We start from the raw sequence: 21,637 nt of genomic DNA, 5'->3' as shown, positions 1-21,637 counted from the left end.
TGAAAGCCGCTACCGAAGTAGCGACTTTCTTTTTTATAGCAACTATATTAACTTCCGCCAGGATCAGTCATCATATACTGAACTGGATTTGTTTTTTCTATCTGATTAACTTCTCCAAATAATCCGAATCCTAATACCCCTACGCACATTAAAAGTGCAATTAAATTCTTTTTCATTGTAGCACTTCCCCTTTGTTCATTAAAATATCCTTACATAACTGTCCATAAAAACTTAACCCTGCTAATTCAAACTCGAGTAGAGCTTGTTTAATTCCTTCCATATCACCAATACATTTTGAATAAGAAAGACGTTGAAAAGGAGTAAATCCTTTTCTTTTCATCTGTTCAAACATTAAAACTCCTAACTCTCGATCACCATAGTTATATTCATAATTAGCCTGTTCATTTTCATGAATTACCGTAACATCAATCTTATCAATGTTTAAATTGTTAGTTATCCTTACATGCGCCAATGTAGATTGAAAAGCTATATACTTTTGAGTTTTTACAGGGACATTAACTTCTTCTAATTTTTTAATAGATTGTTCTATGAACTTTTCAGACATAACCGGCGACTCGAACTGGTAAGATTCACCAACGCAACATAATGATGTCGCTTTGACAATTGGAATATCTAGGGAAGAGTTAATTATTTTATAACATGTTTCCCTACATTCATCAAGTTGCACTCTCCAAAGATACATGTATGCCTTTCTTTCATTTGCTAGCATACTAAGATAATCTTTAATTTGACCTTTTTTTATTTTTTTTAAATTTTCTTCTACAGCGTCTACATATTCAATAATAGCGTTATTATTCGGCTTATCAGCTAATGCTAGCATATACAGTATATTAACCATCACCTGGCAATGTGGATTCGAAGAAAAACGCCTCTTATTCAATTCATCGTGCAGTGCCTGTCCTTTTAACTCATTTCTATTCCTCTTATTAAAAAGTTTATATATACTAAAAAAAATTCCTAAATTCGTTTTATTTTCATGCTTTGTTATTAAATGTTGCATCAGATTATATTCACCTTGAACCTGACAATATATTAAAGCCACTTCAATGTTAGAGATACTTTCACACATATTGAAAAATTCTCTTATGATTTTTCTTTTTTCAGTTGGATGCTCAAATAAAATCTCAATGGATTGAAAAAATACTGCTACATCCATTTCATATTCACAAATAAGTCCTCTCCTGAATGTTTCACGACTTACTTTGATTTTCTCAGCAAAATTTCTTCTTGAATATCCACAAAATTCTATTCTTTTCAACAACTGATCCATTACATGTTGCAAATTCACTTCCCCCTTCTCCGAACATAAACTCTCCATCCTAACAATTTTTTCAATAAGGAACATTGTATAAGTGTGATATAATAAGATGGACTCATACGAGGCAAGTGTTTCCTAAGTGCTAGTTAGGGAACGGTTCGAGAGGAGGTGTGAGAGTCCCTCTCAAACACGCTTCTATGGGTCTCTATTTATGTTCAATAATATTATTTTGTTAATTTCATAAACTTTCGAAACTGCAAATTCTCTTCCATAATTGGATATACGCACCCAATATAACACAATTATCTTTAAAATAATTATCTTTTTTGATTTTTTCAACAATTGTTTCTCTAAAATGACAATTGTTTCCCATTCCCCCATTGTTTTGCTATTATATTTTAATTTTAAGGGTAAAAAACCAACCATTATGAAAAATTCAAACCCATCCAATCATTGATTTCTGTCTATTCCCCAAAAATCCCCTTCTATTTTTTATCAATATTAATGGATAGCACTATATGATAATATAAAAGTATCCTTTCTGTTTTAATCAATATGATGGTTTAATAATAATTGAGTTCCCTTACTCTTCTGTTATTAAAAGTAAGATGGTTTAATTTCGTAGACATCCTTATTTGGATGTCTTTTTTTGTGTTTTATAGAAATTGCAATAATGCAATTTTGCATAATCACCAAAAAATATACCATGTACATAATAGAAGTAGTACAATAAAGAACGTGGATACATTCTATAAAGCAGATTCTCTTATTATTAAGAGCGTAATATGTCAATCGCACTAGTGACATAGCGTTTATCTAAATATTTACCTCGCTTCTTTTTTATTGTGTGTGCTAACAATCTGGATTTAAAGATGATTCTGTTTTATAGGGTGTGTTTACATCCCAATAAAAGAGGTACACCTCTATTTATTTAAAGAAATATTAAGCTGAAAGAAAAAGCCCTTTCATATTGATTGTGCCTTTTCTTTTTTTATACACGCTGATATACTATCCATACAAGGACCTTTAGCTCAGTTGGTCAGAGCAGACGGCTCATAACCGTCCGGTCATAGGTTCAAATCCTATAAGGTCCATTTGGTTTTTAACCGTCATATGTTATAATCGAATTTCCATCACAAAACGTCTTAGTTGCTTCAAACTTCTAAGACTAGAATCCGTTGCAGATTGTAGCGGATTCTTTTTATTGGACTGACTCCTTTTATTAACAAATGGCATAACATAAAATTAGCCGTTTACCAATTGTTATTTCTTCAAACTTAAATCCATTATTAAGATGTTCTCATTGGGACATCTTTTCTTTTGGTAACAAACAAGCTATAATCTATTCAATAAATTGAATTATCACTCTTTATATAAAGGAGGAACCCCTATGGTGATCTATAAGGATGACAAACGAGGTACATATTTCTTCGTAGTAAGAGTCCGTCAGTTTGATGGGACAACCAAGCAAGTAAAACGTCGTGGGTTTAAAACAAAAAAAGAAGCACGTGAAGCAGAAGCTAAAATGTTAGTTGAAAAAGAATCAAACTCCAATCTAACATTTGAGCACGTTGCAGATAGTTATTTTAATTGGTATACGCAGAGGAGGAAACAATCTTCAATAAATACCATAAAAAATGCCATCTACAATCATTTAATGAAAGAATTTGGAAAAATGAAAATTGACTGTATCACACCTAGACATGTAATGGACTATCAAAACAAAATGATCAATGAATACTCTGCGGAATATTTAAAAAAATTCCACACTACACTCTCAGCAATATTTAATTTTGGAATAAAATTTCATGGTTTAACAACCAATCCAGCAAGAATTGCTGGGAATTTTCAAAAAGAATCAAAGAAAAGAATTAACTTTTGGGAATTCGAAGAATTTAAACAGTTTATCAGTGTGGTAGATGAGCCCATGTATAAAGCATTCTTTTCAACTCTTTATTATAGTGGAGCAAGAAAAGGCGAACTACTAGCTTTAACTTGGGAAGATATAAATTTCGAAGAAAAGACCATTAACATTCACAAAACTAAATACAATCGTCAAGTTACAGAACCAAAAACTAAAGCTTCTAATCGAATTATTATGTTACCTAACTTTGTAATGAATTTATTAAGAGGTATAAAAAAAGATGCTGCACTAACAGCACCAGTTAAAAATGATTATGTTGTTTTTGGTGAATTCTATGATAGTCTCGCCACAACTTCATTACATAAAAAATTCAACAACTATCTAAAGATTGCTATGGTTAAAGAGATTGTAATGCATGAGTTTAGACATTCTCATGCTTCTTATCTAATAAATAAAGGTGTTAGCCCGCTGGTTGTAGCCCAGCGATTAGGGCATTCTGATGTAGCAACAACTTTAAATACTTATAGCCATTTGTATCCTTCGAAGCAAGCAGAAGTAGTTGCGTTTATGGAAAAAGATTTGCTATAATTGTTACCAAACCGTTACCGATTAACTATAAACCGTTGATATTATAACTTTAGAAAAGACCCTGTTCGTCAATTCCTTTTTATCTGTCTTATTTCACACTTAGTTTTTCTTTCACTTTCGCTGGAAGCTCGTCTTTTTTCACTTCTTCCCAAGCTGTTACACCTTTTTTATCTGAGTGGTATACGCGTAGGAATGCTTCTTTACGAAGATTTTTTTGAGCTATGAATTCTAATTCTTTCTCTTTACCGTCTTTATCAAAGCCAGTCAGCTTATATTCATAATCTTTAAATTTCTGCCCATTACTAGCTTTACTATCAAATTCTTTTCCATCTACTGTAATTTGAACATAATACTCATCTTTACCCATACGGTTTAAATCACAACCAACTAACAAACTTGCAAATACAACTAAAATACTAAATAGTGCAATGTATCTTTTCATTTCCTTCACCTCATATGTTTTTTCTTATATTCTTATCTTAAAGCCCGGAGCTTAAAGAAGAAATTCAAAAACATGACATGAACATTACACTTTTGTAAGATAATAATTATTTCTTCACTTTAGAAATTGTCATTCCATTAAGCTTCTGTATAACGTTTTTGTTTCTCACGCTCATCAGCTACACTACCGCCAATAACGTCTTTCACGCCAATTTCGCCACTTATCACGTAATTTCCTTATACCGTTTATTACGCCTTCTATTATGCCCTCAATTATAATCTCTATTACAAGATATCTCACTAAACTAATAATAGGTTTAATTACGTATCTCCCTATAAATTCAAGAATATCCTCCATCATATTTTCCTCCTTCTTTTAAAAGGAAGCTGCTACTCCTCCGCGTCCAGTTACAATTTCTGCCCTACTGCGGTATATATCAACAAAGATAATACGACAACAACATCCACGATAACGCTATTGAATTTGGAAGAAACTTCGGTAAATACTAATACTGTAGTTAACATGGCTAAGAGAATTATTTTTTCACCTATATTCGGAGATGCTCCCAAAAACTTTATAAAATCAAAGACAACTTTACTACAATTCTTCCCGTAACTAATTTATTATCGTGGTAAACTGTCTTCCACTATATCCGTAACAGTTCCATTCGGTTCAAAGATTACACGTAATGATCCTTCTCCACCATAACCAGTATAGTCATATACTGAATAAGATTTATATTTCTCAATCACATGTGGCTGTCCAATTGCAGCTTTTACCTGATTCGCGGGCATACCTTTTTTGATTTTCAAATAATGATTGTAACTTACTGCTGCCGAATTGTTATTTACATCTTTATACCACGGTACACGATCGTTTTTTTCTTCATATTCCTTTACAGGCTCTTCACTACGTTTCGTAAATACCTGATTCTCTTTATCTTTATCTTTATCTTTATCCTTTATAGCAGTACGTTCAATATTTACAACGTAACCATATGTATTTAATTCAACCATAATTTCATATGTACCATCCGTATCTTTTTCAGTATAAAATACGCGTTTTTCATGGTTATTATAATGTTTTATGTTCTCACCACCATAGTCAATCGTATTAAGAATATCCGTATACGTCATACCTTCCTCAATCTTTTGAGATTCATCATGAGAAATATAACGCTTTTGTGATGATGGTGCATCCTCATTTTTAATACTTTCACGTTTGCTCGTAGTCATAGGTGTTTTCTTCTGATCTTTTAGTACTTCACCTTCCGCCTTCGCTGGTTGCTTTGCTCCTGCTTTTGTTAATACGTCTGTATCGCTAGAACAAGCTCCCAAAATCGATACTGTAGTCAACGCCATCCCTACTATAAGTACTCTCTTAAATGACTTCACTCTAATCTCCCCCGGTGGTTTTTAATATCTAGTAATCAATGTATTTTAATTAATACGGAAGTATTCAGTTCTATACAATTGGCTATAACCTTCTCCCTCATGCCCCTTTTTTGTATAAAGTGAAACTTTAATCAGCCCTCGCCAATCATCCTCGTTACAAATATTAACATTAAATATAACTAATAAATAGTATATTTTTGCTAATTATTTACATTTTTTCTACATAATCTTATCTTAAAATGAACAATATGAATCTCGAATTCACAGCGTTAATCATATATACCATATATAATAACATTTAAATTAAAATCTAAAGTAAATTTACATGCATTTTCTGTTTTAACGCAAAAAGAAAAGGCCTTTCTAACGATTTGAAGTGCACCCCAATTGTTAGACACAGTCTAACAATTGGAGGTGCATTTTTTATGGCTAAATTTTCTTCAAAAGAAAAAATCCAAGCGGTGAAACGATATTTAGATGGTACAGAAAGTGGAAAAACAATTGCTAAATCTATAGGAGTTAACCCTAGCGTACTTCGTGAGTGGATTAGACGATATGAGTCTTCAGGTGAAAAGGCCTTTGAAAAGTGCTATACATTCTACCCAGCCCAGTATAAACTAGATGTACTTTATTATATGAATGAACACGGGACATCTATCAGAGAAACAGCGGCACTTTTCAATATACCGTCTTATGAAACACTTCGGAAATGGAAAATAGCTTATGAAACAGGAGGATTGGATGCCCTACAATCAAAGAAAAAGGGGCGTCCAACCATGAAAGATAAAAAAATAAAGCCAGTAGATGAAGGATCAATCGAAGCCTTACAAGCGGAAAATGAGCGTTTACGTATGGAAAATGCATATTTAAAAAAGTTGAATGCCTTAGTTCAAAACAAAGAAAAATCACCAAACAAGACAAAGCGCAAGTAATCTACGAGTTAAGGCATGAATTTCCTATCAAGGAGTTACTTCAACTCGCAAACATTCCACGTAGTACGTACTATTACTGGATGAAACGTTTTAATCGTCCTGATCCAAATGCGGAGGTAAAAGAACTGATTCAAGCTATTTATAATGAACACGATGGGTGTTATGGTTATCGTCGTATTCGTGATGAACTTATGAATCGTGGACACAAAGTAAATCATAAAAAAGTGTATCGCCTTATGAAAGAATTAGGGTTAAAATGTCTGGTTCGTATGAAAAAATACCGCTCTTACAAAGGGACAGTTGGGAAAATTGCGCCAAATATTTTAAATCGCAACTTCCAAGCTGAAAAACCAAATGAAAAGTGGGTTACAGATATTACGGAGTTTAAGTTATTTGGGGAGAAGTTATACCTATCACCAATGTTGGATTTATTTAATGGTGAAATTATCACGTATACAATTGGTTCAAGACCGACCTATTCCCTTGTTTCAACGATGTTGGACCAAGCCCTTTATTGTGTAACCAATCCGGATAAACTCCTCATTCACTCTGATCAAGGTTGGCACTATCAAATGAAACAATACCGTCATTCTCTTAAGAATTGTGGCATAACTCAAAGTATGTCTCGCAAAGGAAACTGTTATGACAATGCCGTTATTGAAAATTTCTTCGGTATCATGAAATCGGAATTTCTGTATCGAAAAGAATTTGAAAGTATAACACATTTCAAACAAGAATTAGCAAAGTATATAGAATACTATAATCATAAAAGAATTAAGGCAAAATTAAAGGGTATGAGCCCAGTACAATACCGGGCTCATACCCTAGAGGCTGCCTAATGAAACGACCTGTCTAACTTTCGGGGGTCACTTCAATTTTATTCCATCGCTAAAAAGGCCTTTTCTATTTTGGCTAAAAACTTAGCACTCTTCTGGCTTACCAGCATTCGATGCTGTACGGAAAGATGATCCACATCCGCATGATGCGATCGCGTTTGGATTGTCGATTGTGAATCCGCCGCCAAGCATAGATTGTTTATAGTCAATTTTTACTCCTTTAACAATTGGAGCACTTTCTGTATCGATAACAAATTCAACACCGAAAAACTCAAGAACTGTGTCGTCTTCTTTTGGTTCTACTTCAAATCCTAAGCCGTAAGAAAGACCGCTACATCCGCCGCCGTGTACAGCAAGGCGCACATACTTCTCTCCATCTTCAGCATCTTTTAACATATCTTTAATTTGAAAAGCTGCTTGTTCTGTTACTTCAATCATGAAATACACCTTCCTTTCTGTTCTTAGTCCATTATACATCTTTACGCTTCTATCTTGTACTCATACACTCCGCGGCAAATTACTTCCGCAGGTCCTTTCATCAACACGTTTCCTTCTTCAGTCCACGCAATCATTAAATCGCCGCCAGCTAAATGGACTGTAATTTCCTTACCACGTTCCATCTTTCCATTTAAAATAGCAGCTACAACTGCAGCGCACGCTCCTGTTCCGCAAGCTTGCGTTACACCAGATCCACGTTCCCAAACGCGGAAGTTCATCTCGTCATTATTCAAAATTTCGATAAACTCAACATTTACTCGCTCTGGGAACATTTCATGTGTCTCGAGAACTGGTCCAAGTGTTGTAAGAGGTGCTTTTTCTACATCATCAACAAAAATAACCGCATGCGGATTTCCCATTGAAACAGCTGTAAATGCATAACGATGATTATTGTATAAGAAGTTTTCACGAATAAATGGTGTTTCACCTTCACCAAGCATTGGTATTTCTGCACGTGTTAGACGAGGTGCTCCCATATCGATTTTTGCTAATGTCACGACACCATCTTCTACTGTTACTTCAGCCGTTACAATACCAGCTAACGTTTCAATTGTGAAAACTGTTTCTTCTACTAGTTTATGCTCATACGCATATTTCGCTACGCAGCGTAAACCGTTACCACAGCTCTTTCCTTCAGAACCATCATTATTAAACATACGCATCTTCACCGGAGCTACGTCTGAAGGGCAAATTAAAATCATCCCGTCTGCTCCAATACCAGTATTAATATTTGAAACCTTTTCGGCCACAAGGGCTAAATCTTCTTCAGGAATTTGCTCTTCAAACATATTTACATATATATAACTATTGCCAAGACCATGCATTTTTGTAAAAGAAAATTGGCTCATTTATATTCACTCCAAAAATAATTTGTTATGTTAAGTATAAAATGCATGCTTTTAGAACACAATATGAATGTCCCCCGTTTCTCATATTTGACAACGTTTGGCGATGAGCCACTCTTACACAATTTGTGTAAGAAAAAAGCCCTTCTAAAAAGGGCCTTTTTTTATTTATCCTACTATTTTCGATTGGGGAAGACTAATACTCAGTATTAGTCTTCCCCACGAAATAAAGTTTTATCTAATGAAAAAGGTGCTGCTAATTCGCAACACCTTAAAACATTGGATTTTCATCCAAATACTCATATACATTATTAACAAGCTCTTCTACTGTTGCACCTTGTACAACTTCACCATTTACAAGTGCAAATGGTCCTTCAAAACAAATGCCACAATATCCTAAACAACCATACTCCATTACATCTAAATTCGGATCTTTTTCTAATTTTTCTAGAGCTGCTTGTGAACCACTTGCAAGGTTACCTACACAAAATTCAATTAATGGTTTAATCAAAATTCTCCCCCCTGTACTACAAAACAAATTACCTTTTCACTTTATCTATAAGAAGAAAACTAAGCTGTTTCTTGTTGTTTTCGTTACACAGTCTAAACTATTTAGTTACTTCATTACTTCACTTCAAAGTAGATGATTTCTTCTATATAACATGCTACTTACAATGAAAGAGTAACTTAAAAAGAAAAACAGTTTACTTTTCTTCTTATTGTACAACAGAGTATTCATTCATGCATTGTTATTTGTTCACAAATTCGATATAATTTGATTGAGTAAAGTCAAAATATTTTATTAATATAAAATTTTATGATTAGGGGATATTTCAACAGAAAAGGGGTAATCCATCATGAAACACCTCGTAATACTAGGTGGGGGCTACGGTGGAATGAGAATTCTGCAAAGGCTACTTCCAAGCAACCAACTTCCAGATGATGTACAAGTGACATTAATCGACAAAGTACCATATCATTGCTTCAAAACTGAATATTATGCATTAGTTGCGGGTACTATTTCAGAAACGCATATTCGTATACCGTTTCCTGAACACCCACGCCTCAATATTCAATACGGCACAGTAACAAATATTGACCTCGAAGAAAAAGCTGTTCATCTTGATGGCGGCGAAGCGATCCAATATGATGATTTAATTATCGGACTTGGCTGTGAAGATAAATATCATAACGTTCCTGGAGCTAGAGAATATACACATAGTCTACAATCAATTGAACAAACACGTAAGACATATGAACAATTAAATAGTCTAGAACCAAATGCAACAGTAGCTGTCGTTGGTGCTGGCTTAAGTGGCGTTGAAGTAGCAAGTGAACTTCGTGAAAGCCGTTCTGATTTAAAAATCTATTTATTTGATCGAAAAGATAGAATTTTATTCCCATATCCAGAGAAATTAAGTAGATACGTAGAAGAATGGTTTGTAAAGCATAAAGTTAACATTATACGAAACTCTAACATTACAAAAGTAGAACCAAATATTGTGTACAACCACGATGAACCACTTGAATGTGATGCAATCGTCTGGACAGCTGGTATTCAAGCAAATGAAGTTGTTCGAAACCTTCCAGTTGAACAAGATGGTAGCGGACGGGTTGTCTTAACTAAATATCATAATATTCCAAATAACGATCATGTTTACGTTGTAGGAGATTGCGCAGCACTTCCACATGCACCATCTGCCCAACTGGCTGAAGGTCAAGGAGAACAAATTGTCCAAATATTATTAAAACGTTGGAATAATGAACCACTCCCGGATGAACTACCTGTTATTAAATTAAAAGGTGTTCTAGGATCTCTTGGTAAGAAGCACGGCTTTGGTTTACTAGCAAACCAACCATTAATGGGACGTGTACCGAGATTATTAAAATCTGGTCTTCTTTGGATGTACAAATATCATAAAGGTTAATACTTTACAGGCTGTCTACTATGTAGGCAGCCTCTTTGCATCAGTTTTTAAAAATTATCAGACACATCTTTCTCAATATTTATAATGATTTATTTTTCATTTTTATATTAAAAAATATTGATAAACATTGTATGCTATTTGTAAGTTGTTTTATTACTTCCTTTAAGACCGAGTTCATTCGGTCTTATTTTTCATGTGATAAATACTTTTGTAGGAGGCATTACATTCCACTTATGAACTTATCGAAACTAAACAATCGAATAGAAGCGAAAAAGAAAGAGCTAATCTATCTCGTTGAACGATACGGATTCACTCATGATAAAGTGATTTCTTTCAGCCAAGAATTAGATCGTTTACTTAACTTATTAATAAAACTCAAGACGAAGAAAAAACGTTGTTCGTTATAACCATTTTCCCCTCTTTTTTTGATACGATATAACTAGAATCAGAAAGGAGCGATTTATGTTTATATTAAAAGACGTTATATATAAAGATATACTACACATTCCTTATTTACAGATTTAAAAAGAAAAGATTACTTGTATTATCGGTGAAAGCGGAAGCGGAAAAAGCACATTACTTCGCATGTTAAATGATTTACAATCCCCAACATCCGGTACAATTGAATATAACGGAAAGTTAATTTCTGATTATTACCCTATTCAATTACGTCGTGACGTAGTTATGCTTGGGCAAACTCCACCTATTTTTGATGGAACCGTTAAAGACAACCTATTAATGGGACTTCGTCTTTCTGAAAAACCATTTCCAAATGATGATGCCCTGCGGAGTGCATTACAAACCGTTAGCTTAGACAAGCAATTAGAAGATAGCACCTCCTCATTATCCGGCGGTGAAAAACAAAGACTTGCCTTTGCACGTATCGTACTTATGGATCCGCCTGTCTATTTATTAGATGAACCCACTTCAGCATTAGACAGTGATACAGAACGCCGCGTTATGAAACAATTTACTGAACTAGCACGAAAAAAGAAAAAAACAGTTATCTTCATCACACACTCGCAACAACTTCCAGAAGAAATTGCAGACGATATTATTGAAATTAGCAAAACAAAGGGTGCAACTAGAAAGGAAGTGCTCTCAGTTGAAGGGCGTTATTGAACTCCAAATTTGGCAACTTGCAGCTGCCTATATTTTCATTCTTATTTTAATTGGACTTGTAAAATTAAAAGGAATACCTCGCGAAAAACAAATCGCGCTCGCAACATTCCGTATGACGATTCAGCTCGTACTTGTTGCATATGTCCTTACATACATATTTGAAAACAGTAATCCATTTTATACAATCGCTCTCATCACTTCTATTACTACCTTTGCAATTTTTAATATTTATAAACGGGTTAACATCCCAATGTCTAAAGAATTAAAACGAGTAGCCGCCCTTTCCATGATCGCCGGATCAATTGGACCACTTCTACTATTTATCTTTGTTATTATCGGTCATGACCCTTGGTATGCTCCGCAATATATCGTCCCTATTACAGGAATGTTAGTTGGGAATGCCATGACTGGTGTTTCTCTTGGTGCAAATACGTTCTTAAACAATATGAAATCGCAAAGAGGTCAAATTGAAGGTGCACTTATGCTCGGCGCAACACCGAAAGAAGCAGCTGCTCCGCTCATTCGAGACGCTTTTGACTCTGCTATTTTACCAACAATTAATTCTATGGTCGGAATGGGAATTATAAGCTTACCAGGCATGATGACTGGTCAAATATTATCCGGTGTATCACCATTCACAGCCATTCAATATCAAATCGCCATCATACTCGGTATTTCTGGAAGTACTGCCTTTGCTGTCATTATCTTTTTACAGCTTGGATATAAAACGTTCTTTAATAAGCGATGTCAGTTGAAAGAGGTTGACTATGATGCGAGGTAAATCGTAACTTTCGCTCAGTAAATGATGCATCGTTCTCGGTGAGTGAAATTATATTAACGATTTTTTCAATATATCTATCATAACTTGCAATATATCAACGATTTTGCAAATATATCTATCATAACTCAGAATATATCAACGATTTTGTACGAAATATCGATTTACCGACAAAAAGTGACATAATAAAAAGAGGGGGCTATTCGCCTCCTCTTCTATTTACTTACGCCTTCTTAACGAACTGTGATTTTAACTTCATAGCTCCGAAACCGTCGATTTTGCAATCGATATCGTGATCGCCATCAACTAGACGGATACTCTTTACTTTCGTACCGATCTTCACAACTGAAGAAGTTCCTTTTACTTTTAAATCTTTAATAACAGTAACAGCATCGCCATCTTGAAGAACGTTTCCGTTCGCATCTTTTACAACTTTTGCACCATCATTATTTTCAGCTTCTGCTTCTTGGCCCCACTCATGAGCACATTCTGGACATACGAAAAGAACGCCATCCTCATACGTATATTCTGAATTACATTTTGGACAATTTGGTAAAGTAGCCATAAATTCATTTCCTCCGTTCATTATTTATACGTAAAAATCAAAATTGATGTTTACATCTCGATAAATAAAATTTGTATAGCATTTCTTTATAGTGCCATAGTCTCACGTTATTGACAACCCTACCTCAAATTCTCATTTTTTATTGTATTTTACAAAATTTCAATTTGTATGCCGTTTTTCTATTTGCTCTTCTACTAATTTTAAAAATCTTCGTTGTGCATTTTTATTTTTTACGAGCAATCGAACTCTTAGCTTACTTTGTAAATATGAGCGAACTTTGTAGTTCGTAATAAATAACTTTTGATACTTCTCGTCTTCATATATCATTCGAAACCATTCATACTGCTGCAAGTAACGTATGTTAACATCAATCTTTTTCGTGTGTAAACCCGTACTTAAACTAATAGATCCTATTAGAGCTTCTATTAATGCTGAAATCATTTCTCTCCCCCTAATAAACAAAAGAAGAACCTTCACAAGATTCTTCTTTTCAAAATGAACGAGTTCTCTCTAGAAACCCAAATTATTTTCTTCAATGTAAATTTGATATTCTTCCACTTCTTCTTCACTTAACTTCTTATTATTTTCATATACCTCTTGCCACTCGAAATAATCTTCATCGAAATAAACAGCAAATTTAATTTTCACGTTTTTCTTCTCTGTATAATCATAACCAGTAAACTCTACTACGTCATAATCTTTTTCTTTCTTAACAAACTTCCAAGTTGGATTATCAGTCATAATCTCTAAAGTAACCCCTTCACCACTTGAACGAACAACGTTTTTAATATTCGGTTCAGTTGGTAAAAAGGACAGCCCGAGCGCAGCTAACCCAAACACAATCCCGACTATAACCTGTAAACCAATCATACCAGCAATACTTACGCCACCCTTTGATTGTAAGAAATACGCCTTCTCATGATCAGACGAATCTTCTCCCTTACGAAAAACACGAACAGCATGCTTATAATATAAACGGTTTCCTTGCCATCCAGTAAATATCATCATTCCTAATTGAAGAGCTAAACTAAATGTTACATAAATCCCATCTGGAATATCTATAAAAGGGGGTATAAATATACTAGGTATAGCCAATAACGCAAATATAATAAATAACTTATACATTTTTCGATAAGCTAACCAAAAAGTTGGGAAGAAAAAGGCTACCCAATTCCATGTATTCCCTTGCGCTGGATTTTCTACTTTCCCCCACTTAAAGTCATAATAAGCTGTATTCTTTTGAACAACTTTATGTAATTCTTGTGGAGAAATCGTTTCTTGTAAAACAGTGTCCTTCACGTACATCATCCTTTTCTTATTTCTATATACATTTATTGTATATGCACAAAATGAAGGAATCTAACAAAAAGTACACATATTTCATAAAAATGAACGGAAATCGAATATATTCCGACAATTATCCGTTTCTTATTTCATTTTACTTTTAAATATATTAAAATAATCATGTATCATATATTTAATACACTAAGTTAATTATTTTATATATTCACTAAAAAGGATGCATCAAAATCATTTTTATACATCTTTTTTAGTGAATATATACTACATTTCCTCCCTCTTAATCACATTGAAATACTATTTTATTTCTCGCACATTCCCCTTCACTTTCTCAATAATATCTTCTATACGCTCCGCTATACATTCCGGCTCCCATTCTCCCTCACCGTGCATAGCTGTATAAACTGGACAGTTCTCATCGTTACTATCTACAAAAATCGGGTCTCCAAGATATGAATCTATCCCTATTACAATCCATCCTTCTTTCCAATCTCCTTCTTCATTCCCGACTAAGCTTTGACCTTCTTCATCAAAACTATAACCAAGTTGCCCTTCTTCTATTTCTTCACTATTAAACAATTCTATCGTCATAGGTTCAGATTCATACTCTAGCTCAATTTCATTATCATCAGCACGATCTACATGTGCTAAAAGTTGTTTAATTTTATTATGGTTAATCAAGATATCTTCTCCATTCTATCTTTTAAAAATCTAATTTTATTCATAATGAGCTGCCGCAAGTAACATTTGAGCAATAAACTTCCATGAAATATTTTCTGGAAACTTCTCTCCTTGATTTATATAAACCGATTCACAAGAACCTAACCAACTATTTAATGCCTCTAAATAAGTCTCTACCTCTACATTCTCCCATTCATCTCTATTCACTTTAAAATCCTTTTGGAGGTATACAAGAAATTTTAATAAATCTTCTTTAGAATTTACGTGATCGAGGTATTCATACACATCCATACTCCGTCCCTCCCTCTATTGCATGTTATCTAAACTAACTATAATATATGACATAAGATTCTTAAAACTATTATTTGAGGTGATCGAATATGAAGAGTACAATTTGGGCAGACGATGACTATTTAAAACTAGCACCCATTAACGATGAACTAATCAAAAAAGCAGAAGAAGTACTGAACGTAAAGCTTCCAGAATCATATATAAACCTTCTAAAAGAACAAAATGGGGGAACTCTTCGTCTCGATGTTCACCCTACTTCAAAGCCAAATTCTTGGGCAGACGATCACGTTAATGTATCTGGTTTATATGGTATTTCTTTTGATGAAAATGAATCTAGTATTTTAGAGAGCCGCTATTTAATTCGAGAATGGGAAATGCCTGAGAATATCATACTTTTATCTGGTGATGGACATACATGGATTGCATTAGACTATCGAAATGTAGCTGAAAATCCTCCAGTTATATTTATCGATAATGAGTTTGAGGAAATTATTGAATTAGCACCTAACTTTGAAAGTTTCTTACAAAACTTAACTACTTATGAATATGACGAAGAATAAGCCTGGCTCTAAAAAGGAGCAAGATTTTATTACAAATTTACACGCCACTTTAAAACCACTCGGCTTTAAGACAAAAAGACATACATTTTTCAAAGCTGAAAACGGATTTTATAAGCTCATTAACATACAAAAAAGCCAGTTTGGAGATGACTTTTATATAAATATAGGAGTCCACCCTATCGGTCTCCCGCAGCTTATTACGCACCAATTACAAATAAAAGAAAACATTTCAATATTCGATTGCATTCTACAAACGAGAATAGAGCCTATACATATCAAACAGAACCAGCTATTGCATAATGTTTCACATGAAACTATCAACATTCCGGGTTACCTTTCTACTATTTTCGACTGGTTTCAAACGTGGACATCTTATGAAAATTTAGTGGAAATAAATATACATTCCATTACTCCGGTACTAGCTGTCGTTCCAATATTAGAAGAAAAAGCGTTTCTACTTCTTACTTGTTTTTCTTTCTACAAATTAAAACAGTACGAACAAGCTAATCGCTACTTACAGCAATATTTACATTGCACCGTGCATCTGAATACTAAGGAAAAAGAGCCCATATTCTTTCACGAAGTTGATATGTATATGAAAAAACTAGTAGAAAGTGCAATGTAATTTCACATTGTTCTTTCTACTAGTCCTTTATCACAATTTTATATCCTATCCTACAACTCCCAAGTAATATTCATTTCTGCAAATGACTCCTTATTAGCTTCCAATCCTTCGCTATCTTCCGTTCCAATCATTGCTACTTCTTCTTTAGACAACTTAATTTCCTCATTTGGCCTTTGGATTTTTTTCTCATACACGAGTTGTAAAAGCTCTATTTGTTCCTCTGTCAGTTCATACTCTTCTTCCAGTCTTTCCATTGCTGATTCTGTATCAAGTAATGGAATTTCTAATAAGAATCCACCGTGCTCTTCCATCTCTTCAAATGAATCAATTGAATACGCACCACTATCCTCAATCCAAAATGCAGTTGTAATAAAAGGAACTGTTTCGCCTTCTACTTCTTCTAATACGTATTGAAGTGCTTCTTCTTTCGCAATATCTATTACTTCCGAAGGTGCCCCTTCAAAATAACTTTTCGCATCAATCCACTCATCCATTCTCTCACTATTCACATCTTGAAGACATACAATCGTATAATTCGGATGAAACGTAATTACCCCTTGTCCGCCTTGGCTATCTTGCATACTATAGTTAAATCCATCCCATGAACTTTCATGTGAGAAATCTGGACAATGCGCTACATTAATTGCATGGGCAATCGAATTTAAAACGCATCCTTTCCATAATTGTTCTCTATCTATATGTAATTTATATTTACTCATCATCTTCCCCCATGCACATATTTTTTCTATTATCTTTCCTCTACACAATACTTGTAAATACTTTTCTATCTACTACAAAATAAAAAAGACAATACACCCCACTGTATTGTCCATTTTCTTCCCTACCATTTCTCTCTACACATCTCAATTAAATGTAGTAAGTACCTCTTCGTCATATCTGCCCTTCTCCACCTTGAGAGCATTCGCTTTTCTTTTGGATTCTGCCGTATTCTCTCTACTTCTTTTAATAAAGGTCCCCATTCTTCCGATGAATGTTCTAACAAGTATTGTAGTCCTCTATCTTTTGAAACGATTGTTTTATGGTCTAGTGTATATAAAATACGCCCCATCGTAACAACCGCTGATTCTACCCATTCTTCTATAAAGAATAAATATGGCTTCTTCGCCTTCCCACTCCAGTACTGTTCTACGTTGTATTTCATCGTATTTACTACATCATTCCATTGTATTTGCAGCGGAAGATCTTCTGCTTCTTTTCCGGTAACTGTAATGCCTTGATTTTTCAACGTCCACCATGTGACCGCATTAATGTCCCAATGACCAACATTAGCTTTACCATCTGCACAATACACATACTCGTTCATTTCATCATTGTATTTCCCTAAGTCAGCAAGCGGAATATACATACCGTCCATTCTTTTACCTAGCATATTATCACTAAGTTTCTTATGTAGTTCCACAAGCTGCTGTTTTTCAGCTTCATTCACGGAATCATTTATCACTGTAACAAAATCAACATCGCTCGTTTCCTTATGAAATGCACCTAGTGCGATGGATCCGTAAATATATACCCCGACTATTTTTTCATCCAAAAAAATTTCTTTTAATTCTACTGTGTACCGCTCCATTAACTGCTCTACTTCCGTTGGTAACGCATGCTTCACTCCATTTTTCATATCTATCCCTCCAATAAAAAAAGCCTTTGCAAATTCGCAAAGACTTCTTGTTTTATAAATATTTCTCGATTTCTTCGTAAACATCCTTCAAACGAGGATTTCCTTCTCCAACAATTTCTCCATTTACAAGAACGACCGGATAAAATAAATCTTCTTCCACTACGCGCTCTGCGAATGCTTTTTTATCCGCATCTTCTTGTTCTTCTTGGAAATCAATATACTCGAAATTAAATTTATTTTCTTGTCCTTCATATTTACGACCAATTGCCGCTTGTAACCACTCAAACGTTTCTGTTGAAGATGGCATTCCAACGCAGCTCGCACAAATTACTTTCGTCCCATACACTTGAACATTAACCATTTCTTCTCCCCCACTTCTTGTCCCAACAGTATATTCAGATGTCTTATTACATAAGCACATCATTTTACAAACTTATTCCATACCCCTATACTGAAAAAACACGATACAAAATTTCGACAATAAAACAAGAAGAGAAAAAATAGATTTTCCCCTCTATCTTGATTATAATAAAACTGATGAAAGGAGTCGATAAAAATGGAAAACCCACATATGCAAGAACAAGTATTAGAAGTATTAGATAAATTACGTCCATTCTTACTTCGCGATGGCGGAGACGTTGAATTAGTAGACATTGAAGAAGGTATCGTAAAACTACGCCTTATGGGTGCATGCGGAAGCTGCCCAAGTTCTACAATCACACTAAAAGCTGGTATCGAGCGCGCGTTACTTGAAGAAGTACCAGGCGTTATCGAAGTAGAACAAGTATTTTAATTAAAAGCGGAAGCGGCTCGTTCAAAGTCACTTGCTAAAAGGAGACCAAATTTGGTCTCCTTTTTTTATTCAAATCACATTTATCCGTTAACATCATAAAACAAAATTGGAAATCCCTCTCAAAAAATGCGATAATTAATACTATATAGTGAATCGTTCACACATATAAAGTAAAAAACATAGGGGGACGACACATGCCAAAAATGGGGAACACTTTTTTAACAATTCAAGAACTAGAAAAGAAAAAAAAGTATTTATTAGGCCTTTCATCCGCTATACCAACGTGGAATACAAGCTATCAATTTTTATTTAAAGAAATCCAGCAAGAATTATTGGGTAAAGTAAATGAAAAGCTCGAAAAGCATCAATTCGTTTTAAATATATGTACAGATCAGCAGGTAGGGGCATAATGTATTACATAAAATTGTGGTATATAAAAAAGAGACCTCACTCGGTCTCTTTTTTATATTTTTAAGATAACCAATCTAATTTTCTAATCCCAAGCTTATCTACTGGTAAACGAAGCGAACCATAAAAATGCTTCATAAATTGCTCTGAGCGGTTCACATCGTGTAAAATGGCTTCTAAGCGATCTCTATATATGCTTTTTTGTTCTTCGTTTCCAGTTTGGTAATATCGTTCGACCGTTTCAAAATAGTGCAGCGGGAACAGGAGCCTTGCAAATAATAAGCGCCAGCCAAATGAGGATAGCGAATAATTCCGTTCATAATCCGTAACAAATTGAACGATTGTTTGCTCCCAGTCTTTCTTTTTTTCTATCGTCATATGGCGGATCCATTCTGCAATATCTCGACTCGGGTGATCATACACCCAATCAAAAGGAAGTTTGAGACGCTTCGTTTGATGCCATAATAAAGGTGTGAATCGTTCTTGGCAAATTGTTGCTGCATCCGTTAGTTGCGGCGTATCATCCATTTCTGTATCGACAACATATTGAATGGCATTTTCTGCAACTCCTAAGTAATACGGGAAGGATTCAATAAACAATTGATCGAATACATCTGAAGGGTGGTTCATCACTTGTGATTGCCAAAACTTTTCTAATTGATCGAGCCTTTTTTCCCATAACGCTTTCCATTCACCAATTCGGCTTAATTGCTCAATTTCTTCTGGAAAGAATGCACCTCGTTTATGGAATATAGAAAGCTCACTTCCTAATGACATAGCATGTCGTTCTAACGTGCGCATACCTTTTAATAAGCAATAATTTTGTTCTTCTATCTCACTTACATAGTAGCCGTGTATAGTCGGAACGAAAGTCGCTACAGTTATATCCCCTTGCTGGTTCATATAATCACTGAGCTTTTTCATCTCTACAAGTACTTCTTCCTCCATTTCTCCAATTGGAACAAGTACATAAATTTTGTTGCGAATCCAAAAGCTTTTATAGGGGCCAAGGGGGATTAATTCTTTAACATGCATGTGATAATGCTCATAAATATGCTGAATCATCGCAGTCGCCACCTATGGTTTTTCTTTATATATATGAGCTTGTGCTCGCCTTTCATTCCTATGCACATGATAAAGCAACGAAACGTATACAAATACTAAAAAGAAAAAAAGGTGATAAACATGAAAGAATCAAATCAACTACAAGAAAGAGCATTAAAACTATTACAAGAACGCGGTGTAACAATTGACGATATTGCTGAACTTGTTCATTTTCTTCAAAAAAAATATCATCCAAATTTAGAGATGTCAGAATGCCGTTACAATGTAGAACGTGTACTATCAAAACGTGAAGTACAAAACGCACTGATTACTGGTATCGAGCTTGATGTCCTTGCTGAAAAGGGAATGCTAAGTGAACCGTTACAAGATATTGTAAAACGTGATGAAGGCTTATACGGAATTGATGAAGTTATCGCACTTTCTATCGTGAATGTGTACGGCTCTATCGGTTTCACGAACTTTGGATATATTGATAAATTAAAACCTGGTATTTTAGAATACTTAAATGATAAATCAACTGGAAAGGTGCACACGTTCCTTGATGATATCGTTGGCGGAATCGCTGCCGCTGCTTCAAGCCGTTTAGCGCACCGAGCTGAGCACTCAGAATAATAGTGTTTTCTAGGCCGTCAGGTTCATGCTGACGGTCTTTCATATTCCATCAGCATAAATTCTCTTCCGCGACTCAAAAAAATAGGCCCTTGCTTAAATCCGATATTTTTATATAACGTAATCGCTCTTGTATTAAATGTCGCTACGCTTAATCGAAACATTTTTGCATTAAACTCTTTCGTGGCAAACGCTATTCCAGCTTGGAAGAATTCTTTCCCCATTCCTTTCCCGGTTAACGCCGGCTTCATGCCAAGTCCAATATCAATCACATCTTCTCCACCATATAAATGAGCATCTCTTCCACCTGGTACTTGTGCATTTGCTCCAAAACAAAAATAACCGATGAGGTCTCCTTGATCATCACAACAGCCATAATACGTTCCATCTAATAGCTCTTCCATTACTTCTTTCTCGCCTGAAAAACTATATAAATTATATGGTTCCTCGTACGTCCAAGTATTTATCTCATTTGCTTCTTCCTCTGTTAATTTATGTATATCCACTTTCTCTTTCCCCCTATTATATTTCTATTAACAATATTCGATATTCATCTTATAATTCATCTTTCTCAATATATTTTTTTAATTTCTTGCTTA

The 21,637-nt window shown here is 34.5% G+C and carries 28 protein-coding genes, 1 tRNA gene and 2 pseudogenes; 12 read left to right on the top strand and 19 right to left on the bottom strand.

Annotation, left to right across the window (positions count from 1 at the left end):
* Positions 1–47: 47 nt before the first annotated feature.
* From QCI79_RS16710 to QCI79_RS16700, 3 genes are all read right to left on the bottom strand, one after another.
* Positions 48–176, bottom strand: coding sequence for a hypothetical protein (locus QCI79_RS16710; RefSeq protein WP_021727904.1), 129 nt, complete (start codon positions 174–176; stop codon positions 48–50).
* Complete coding sequence (locus tag QCI79_RS16705; protein ID WP_021727903.1) at positions 173–1,303, bottom strand: AimR family lysis-lysogeny pheromone receptor; 1,131 nt, start codon at positions 1,301–1,303, stop codon at positions 173–175. Before QCI79_RS16705 ends, QCI79_RS16710 begins: the two co-directional genes overlap by 4 nt.
* 171 nt (positions 1,304–1,474) lie before the next feature.
* Positions 1,475–1,705: a hypothetical protein gene (locus QCI79_RS16700; protein WP_031303231.1), complete on the bottom strand. Its 231-nt coding sequence runs from the start codon at positions 1,703–1,705 to the stop codon at positions 1,475–1,477.
* Positions 1,706–2,299: 594 nt separating this feature from the next.
* Here QCI79_RS16700 and QCI79_RS16695 point away from each other — a divergent pair.
* Both QCI79_RS16695 and QCI79_RS16690 read left to right on the top strand, forming a co-directional pair.
* A tRNA-Ile gene (locus QCI79_RS16695) sits at positions 2,300–2,373 on the top strand.
* A gap of 296 nt (positions 2,374–2,669) precedes the next feature.
* Positions 2,670–3,731 (top strand): tyrosine-type recombinase/integrase, encoded by a 1,062-nt coding sequence (locus QCI79_RS16690; protein ID WP_000237488.1) that lies wholly within the window; start codon positions 2,670–2,672, stop codon positions 3,729–3,731.
* An 88-nt stretch (positions 3,732–3,819) separates the two neighbouring features.
* On the opposite strand, the gene QCI79_RS16685 is transcribed toward QCI79_RS16690, so the two are convergent.
* From QCI79_RS16685 to QCI79_RS16675, 3 genes and pseudogenes are all read right to left on the bottom strand, one after another.
* Positions 3,820–4,173, bottom strand: a complete 354-nt coding sequence (locus QCI79_RS16685; protein ID WP_000833145.1) for a YxeA family protein — start codon at positions 4,171–4,173, stop codon at positions 3,820–3,822.
* Between the two features lie 143 nt (positions 4,174–4,316).
* A pseudogene (locus QCI79_RS16680) lies at positions 4,317–4,385 on the bottom strand (methyltransferase); the annotation flags it as partial.
* A gap of 411 nt (positions 4,386–4,796) precedes the next feature.
* Positions 4,797–5,567 (bottom strand): hypothetical protein, encoded by a 771-nt coding sequence (locus tag QCI79_RS16675; RefSeq protein ID WP_000834605.1) that lies wholly within the window; start codon positions 5,565–5,567, stop codon positions 4,797–4,799.
* A 425-nt stretch (positions 5,568–5,992) separates the two neighbouring features.
* Here QCI79_RS16675 and QCI79_RS16670 point away from each other — a divergent pair.
* A protein-coding gene (locus QCI79_RS16670; protein ID WP_087942842.1) for an IS3-like element ISBth10 family transposase occupies positions 5,993–7,338 on the top strand; the annotation gives its coding sequence in 2 pieces (ribosomal slippage) (positions 5,993–6,434 and positions 6,434–7,338; 1,347 coding nt in all).
* A gap of 81 nt (positions 7,339–7,419) precedes the next feature.
* Here the strand turns inward: QCI79_RS16670 and QCI79_RS16665 are convergent.
* From QCI79_RS16665 to QCI79_RS16655, 3 genes are all read right to left on the bottom strand, one after another.
* Positions 7,420–7,773, bottom strand: a complete 354-nt coding sequence (locus tag QCI79_RS16665) for a HesB/IscA family protein (protein ID WP_000573825.1) — start codon at positions 7,771–7,773, stop codon at positions 7,420–7,422.
* Positions 7,774–7,814: 41 nt separating this feature from the next.
* Complete coding sequence (dapF, locus tag QCI79_RS16660; RefSeq protein ID WP_000077397.1) at positions 7,815–8,681, bottom strand: diaminopimelate epimerase; 867 nt, start codon at positions 8,679–8,681, stop codon at positions 7,815–7,817.
* 268 nt (positions 8,682–8,949) lie between these two features.
* Positions 8,950–9,189 (bottom strand): YuzB family protein, encoded by a 240-nt coding sequence (locus tag QCI79_RS16655; RefSeq protein ID WP_000595026.1) that lies wholly within the window; start codon positions 9,187–9,189, stop codon positions 8,950–8,952.
* A gap of 346 nt (positions 9,190–9,535) precedes the next feature.
* Here QCI79_RS16655 and QCI79_RS16650 point away from each other — a divergent pair, with 346 nt between their 5' ends.
* From QCI79_RS16650 to QCI79_RS16635, 4 genes and pseudogenes are all read left to right on the top strand, one after another.
* The gene (locus QCI79_RS16650) at positions 9,536–10,606 is read left to right on the top strand and encodes an NAD(P)/FAD-dependent oxidoreductase (protein WP_000682077.1); all 1,071 of its coding nucleotides are present in this window, start codon (positions 9,536–9,538) and stop codon (positions 10,604–10,606) included.
* 233 nt (positions 10,607–10,839) lie between these two features.
* On the top strand, positions 10,840–11,013 hold the full coding sequence (locus tag QCI79_RS16645; protein ID WP_001054089.1) for an aspartyl-phosphate phosphatase Spo0E family protein: 174 nt from the start codon (positions 10,840–10,842) through the stop codon (positions 11,011–11,013).
* Positions 11,014–11,068: 55 nt separating this feature from the next.
* A pseudogene (locus tag QCI79_RS16640) lies at positions 11,069–11,728 on the top strand (ABC transporter ATP-binding protein).
* Positions 11,712–12,509, top strand: a complete 798-nt coding sequence (locus QCI79_RS16635; protein WP_021727534.1) for an ABC transporter permease — start codon at positions 11,712–11,714, stop codon at positions 12,507–12,509. The pseudogene QCI79_RS16640 and the gene QCI79_RS16635 overlap by 17 nt, the downstream one beginning before the upstream one ends.
* A gap of 220 nt (positions 12,510–12,729) precedes the next feature.
* On the opposite strand, the gene phnA is transcribed toward QCI79_RS16635, so the two are convergent.
* The 5 genes from phnA to QCI79_RS16610 all read right to left on the bottom strand — a co-directional run bounded on the left by phnA (position 12,730) and on the right by QCI79_RS16610 (position 15,342).
* The gene (gene phnA, locus QCI79_RS16630; RefSeq protein WP_000212737.1) at positions 12,730–13,071 is read right to left on the bottom strand and encodes an alkylphosphonate utilization operon protein PhnA; all 342 of its coding nucleotides are present in this window, start codon (positions 13,069–13,071) and stop codon (positions 12,730–12,732) included.
* Between the two features lie 159 nt (positions 13,072–13,230).
* Positions 13,231–13,512 carry a hypothetical protein gene (locus QCI79_RS16625; protein ID WP_000622258.1) on the bottom strand — a complete coding sequence of 94 codons (282 nt, stop codon included), beginning with the start codon at positions 13,510–13,512 and terminating at the stop codon, positions 13,231–13,233.
* 69 nt (positions 13,513–13,581) lie between these two features.
* A complete protein-coding gene (locus QCI79_RS16620) occupies positions 13,582–14,379 on the bottom strand; it encodes a DUF2628 domain-containing protein (RefSeq protein WP_003285671.1) in 798 nt (265 codons plus the stop codon).
* Between the two features lie 288 nt (positions 14,380–14,667).
* Positions 14,668–15,051, bottom strand: coding sequence for a hypothetical protein (locus QCI79_RS16615; protein ID WP_000607080.1), 384 nt, complete (start codon positions 15,049–15,051; stop codon positions 14,668–14,670).
* Between the two features lie 36 nt (positions 15,052–15,087).
* Complete coding sequence (locus QCI79_RS16610) at positions 15,088–15,342, bottom strand: DUF7660 family protein (protein ID WP_000383681.1); 255 nt, start codon at positions 15,340–15,342, stop codon at positions 15,088–15,090.
* Positions 15,343–15,431: 89 nt separating this feature from the next.
* Here QCI79_RS16610 and QCI79_RS16605 point away from each other — a divergent pair, with 89 nt between their 5' ends.
* Entirely contained in the window at positions 15,432–15,902 is a 471-nt protein-coding gene (locus QCI79_RS16605) for an SMI1/KNR4 family protein (RefSeq protein WP_000843107.1), read from the top strand.
* Complete coding sequence (locus QCI79_RS16600; RefSeq protein ID WP_002101500.1) at positions 15,889–16,527, top strand: DUF4304 domain-containing protein; 639 nt, start codon at positions 15,889–15,891, stop codon at positions 16,525–16,527. The genes QCI79_RS16605 and QCI79_RS16600 overlap by 14 nt, the downstream gene beginning before the upstream one ends.
* Positions 16,528–16,577: 50 nt before the next feature.
* Here QCI79_RS16600 and QCI79_RS16595 read toward each other — a convergent pair whose 3' ends face one another.
* The 3 genes from QCI79_RS16595 to QCI79_RS16585 all read right to left on the bottom strand — a co-directional run bounded on the left by QCI79_RS16595 (position 16,578) and on the right by QCI79_RS16585 (position 18,524).
* Positions 16,578–17,246: a hypothetical protein gene (locus QCI79_RS16595; protein ID WP_000049707.1), complete on the bottom strand. Its 669-nt coding sequence runs from the start codon at positions 17,244–17,246 to the stop codon at positions 16,578–16,580.
* 122 nt (positions 17,247–17,368) lie between these two features.
* Entirely contained in the window at positions 17,369–18,163 is a 795-nt protein-coding gene (locus QCI79_RS16590) for a nucleotidyltransferase domain-containing protein (protein ID WP_002101505.1), read from the bottom strand.
* A gap of 52 nt (positions 18,164–18,215) precedes the next feature.
* Positions 18,216–18,524, bottom strand: coding sequence for a YuzD family protein (locus QCI79_RS16585; protein ID WP_000248588.1), 309 nt, complete (start codon positions 18,522–18,524; stop codon positions 18,216–18,218).
* A 195-nt stretch (positions 18,525–18,719) separates the two neighbouring features.
* Here QCI79_RS16585 and QCI79_RS16580 point away from each other — a divergent pair, with 195 nt between their 5' ends.
* Complete coding sequence (locus tag QCI79_RS16580) at positions 18,720–18,956, top strand: NifU family protein (protein WP_000431159.1); 237 nt, start codon at positions 18,720–18,722, stop codon at positions 18,954–18,956.
* A gap of 194 nt (positions 18,957–19,150) precedes the next feature.
* Positions 19,151–19,366, top strand: coding sequence for a hypothetical protein (locus QCI79_RS16575; protein ID WP_021727532.1), 216 nt, complete (start codon positions 19,151–19,153; stop codon positions 19,364–19,366).
* Positions 19,367–19,427: 61 nt separating this feature from the next.
* Here the strand turns inward: QCI79_RS16575 and yutH are convergent, their stop codons facing one another.
* Entirely contained in the window at positions 19,428–20,429 is a 1,002-nt protein-coding gene (yutH, locus tag QCI79_RS16570; RefSeq protein WP_000614218.1) for a spore coat putative kinase YutH, read from the bottom strand.
* A 120-nt stretch (positions 20,430–20,549) separates the two neighbouring features.
* On the opposite strand from yutH, the gene QCI79_RS16565 reads away from it, so the two are divergent.
* A complete protein-coding gene (locus QCI79_RS16565; RefSeq protein ID WP_000665094.1) occupies positions 20,550–21,041 on the top strand; it encodes a phosphatidylglycerophosphatase A family protein in 492 nt (163 codons plus the stop codon).
* A gap of 23 nt (positions 21,042–21,064) precedes the next feature.
* Here QCI79_RS16565 and QCI79_RS16560 read toward each other — a convergent pair whose 3' ends face one another.
* Positions 21,065–21,544, bottom strand: coding sequence for a GNAT family N-acetyltransferase (locus QCI79_RS16560; protein ID WP_021727531.1), 480 nt, complete (start codon positions 21,542–21,544; stop codon positions 21,065–21,067).
* Positions 21,545–21,637: the final 93 nt, after the last annotated feature.

The organism is Bacillus cereus group sp. MG1 (assembly GCF_040460035.1).
In the GTDB taxonomy this organism is placed as follows: domain Bacteria; phylum Bacillota; class Bacilli; order Bacillales; family Bacillaceae_G; genus Bacillus_A; species Bacillus_A cereus.
The sequence above is the reverse complement of the archived record's forward strand: the minus strand, read 5'-3'. Positions and strand labels throughout refer to the sequence as shown.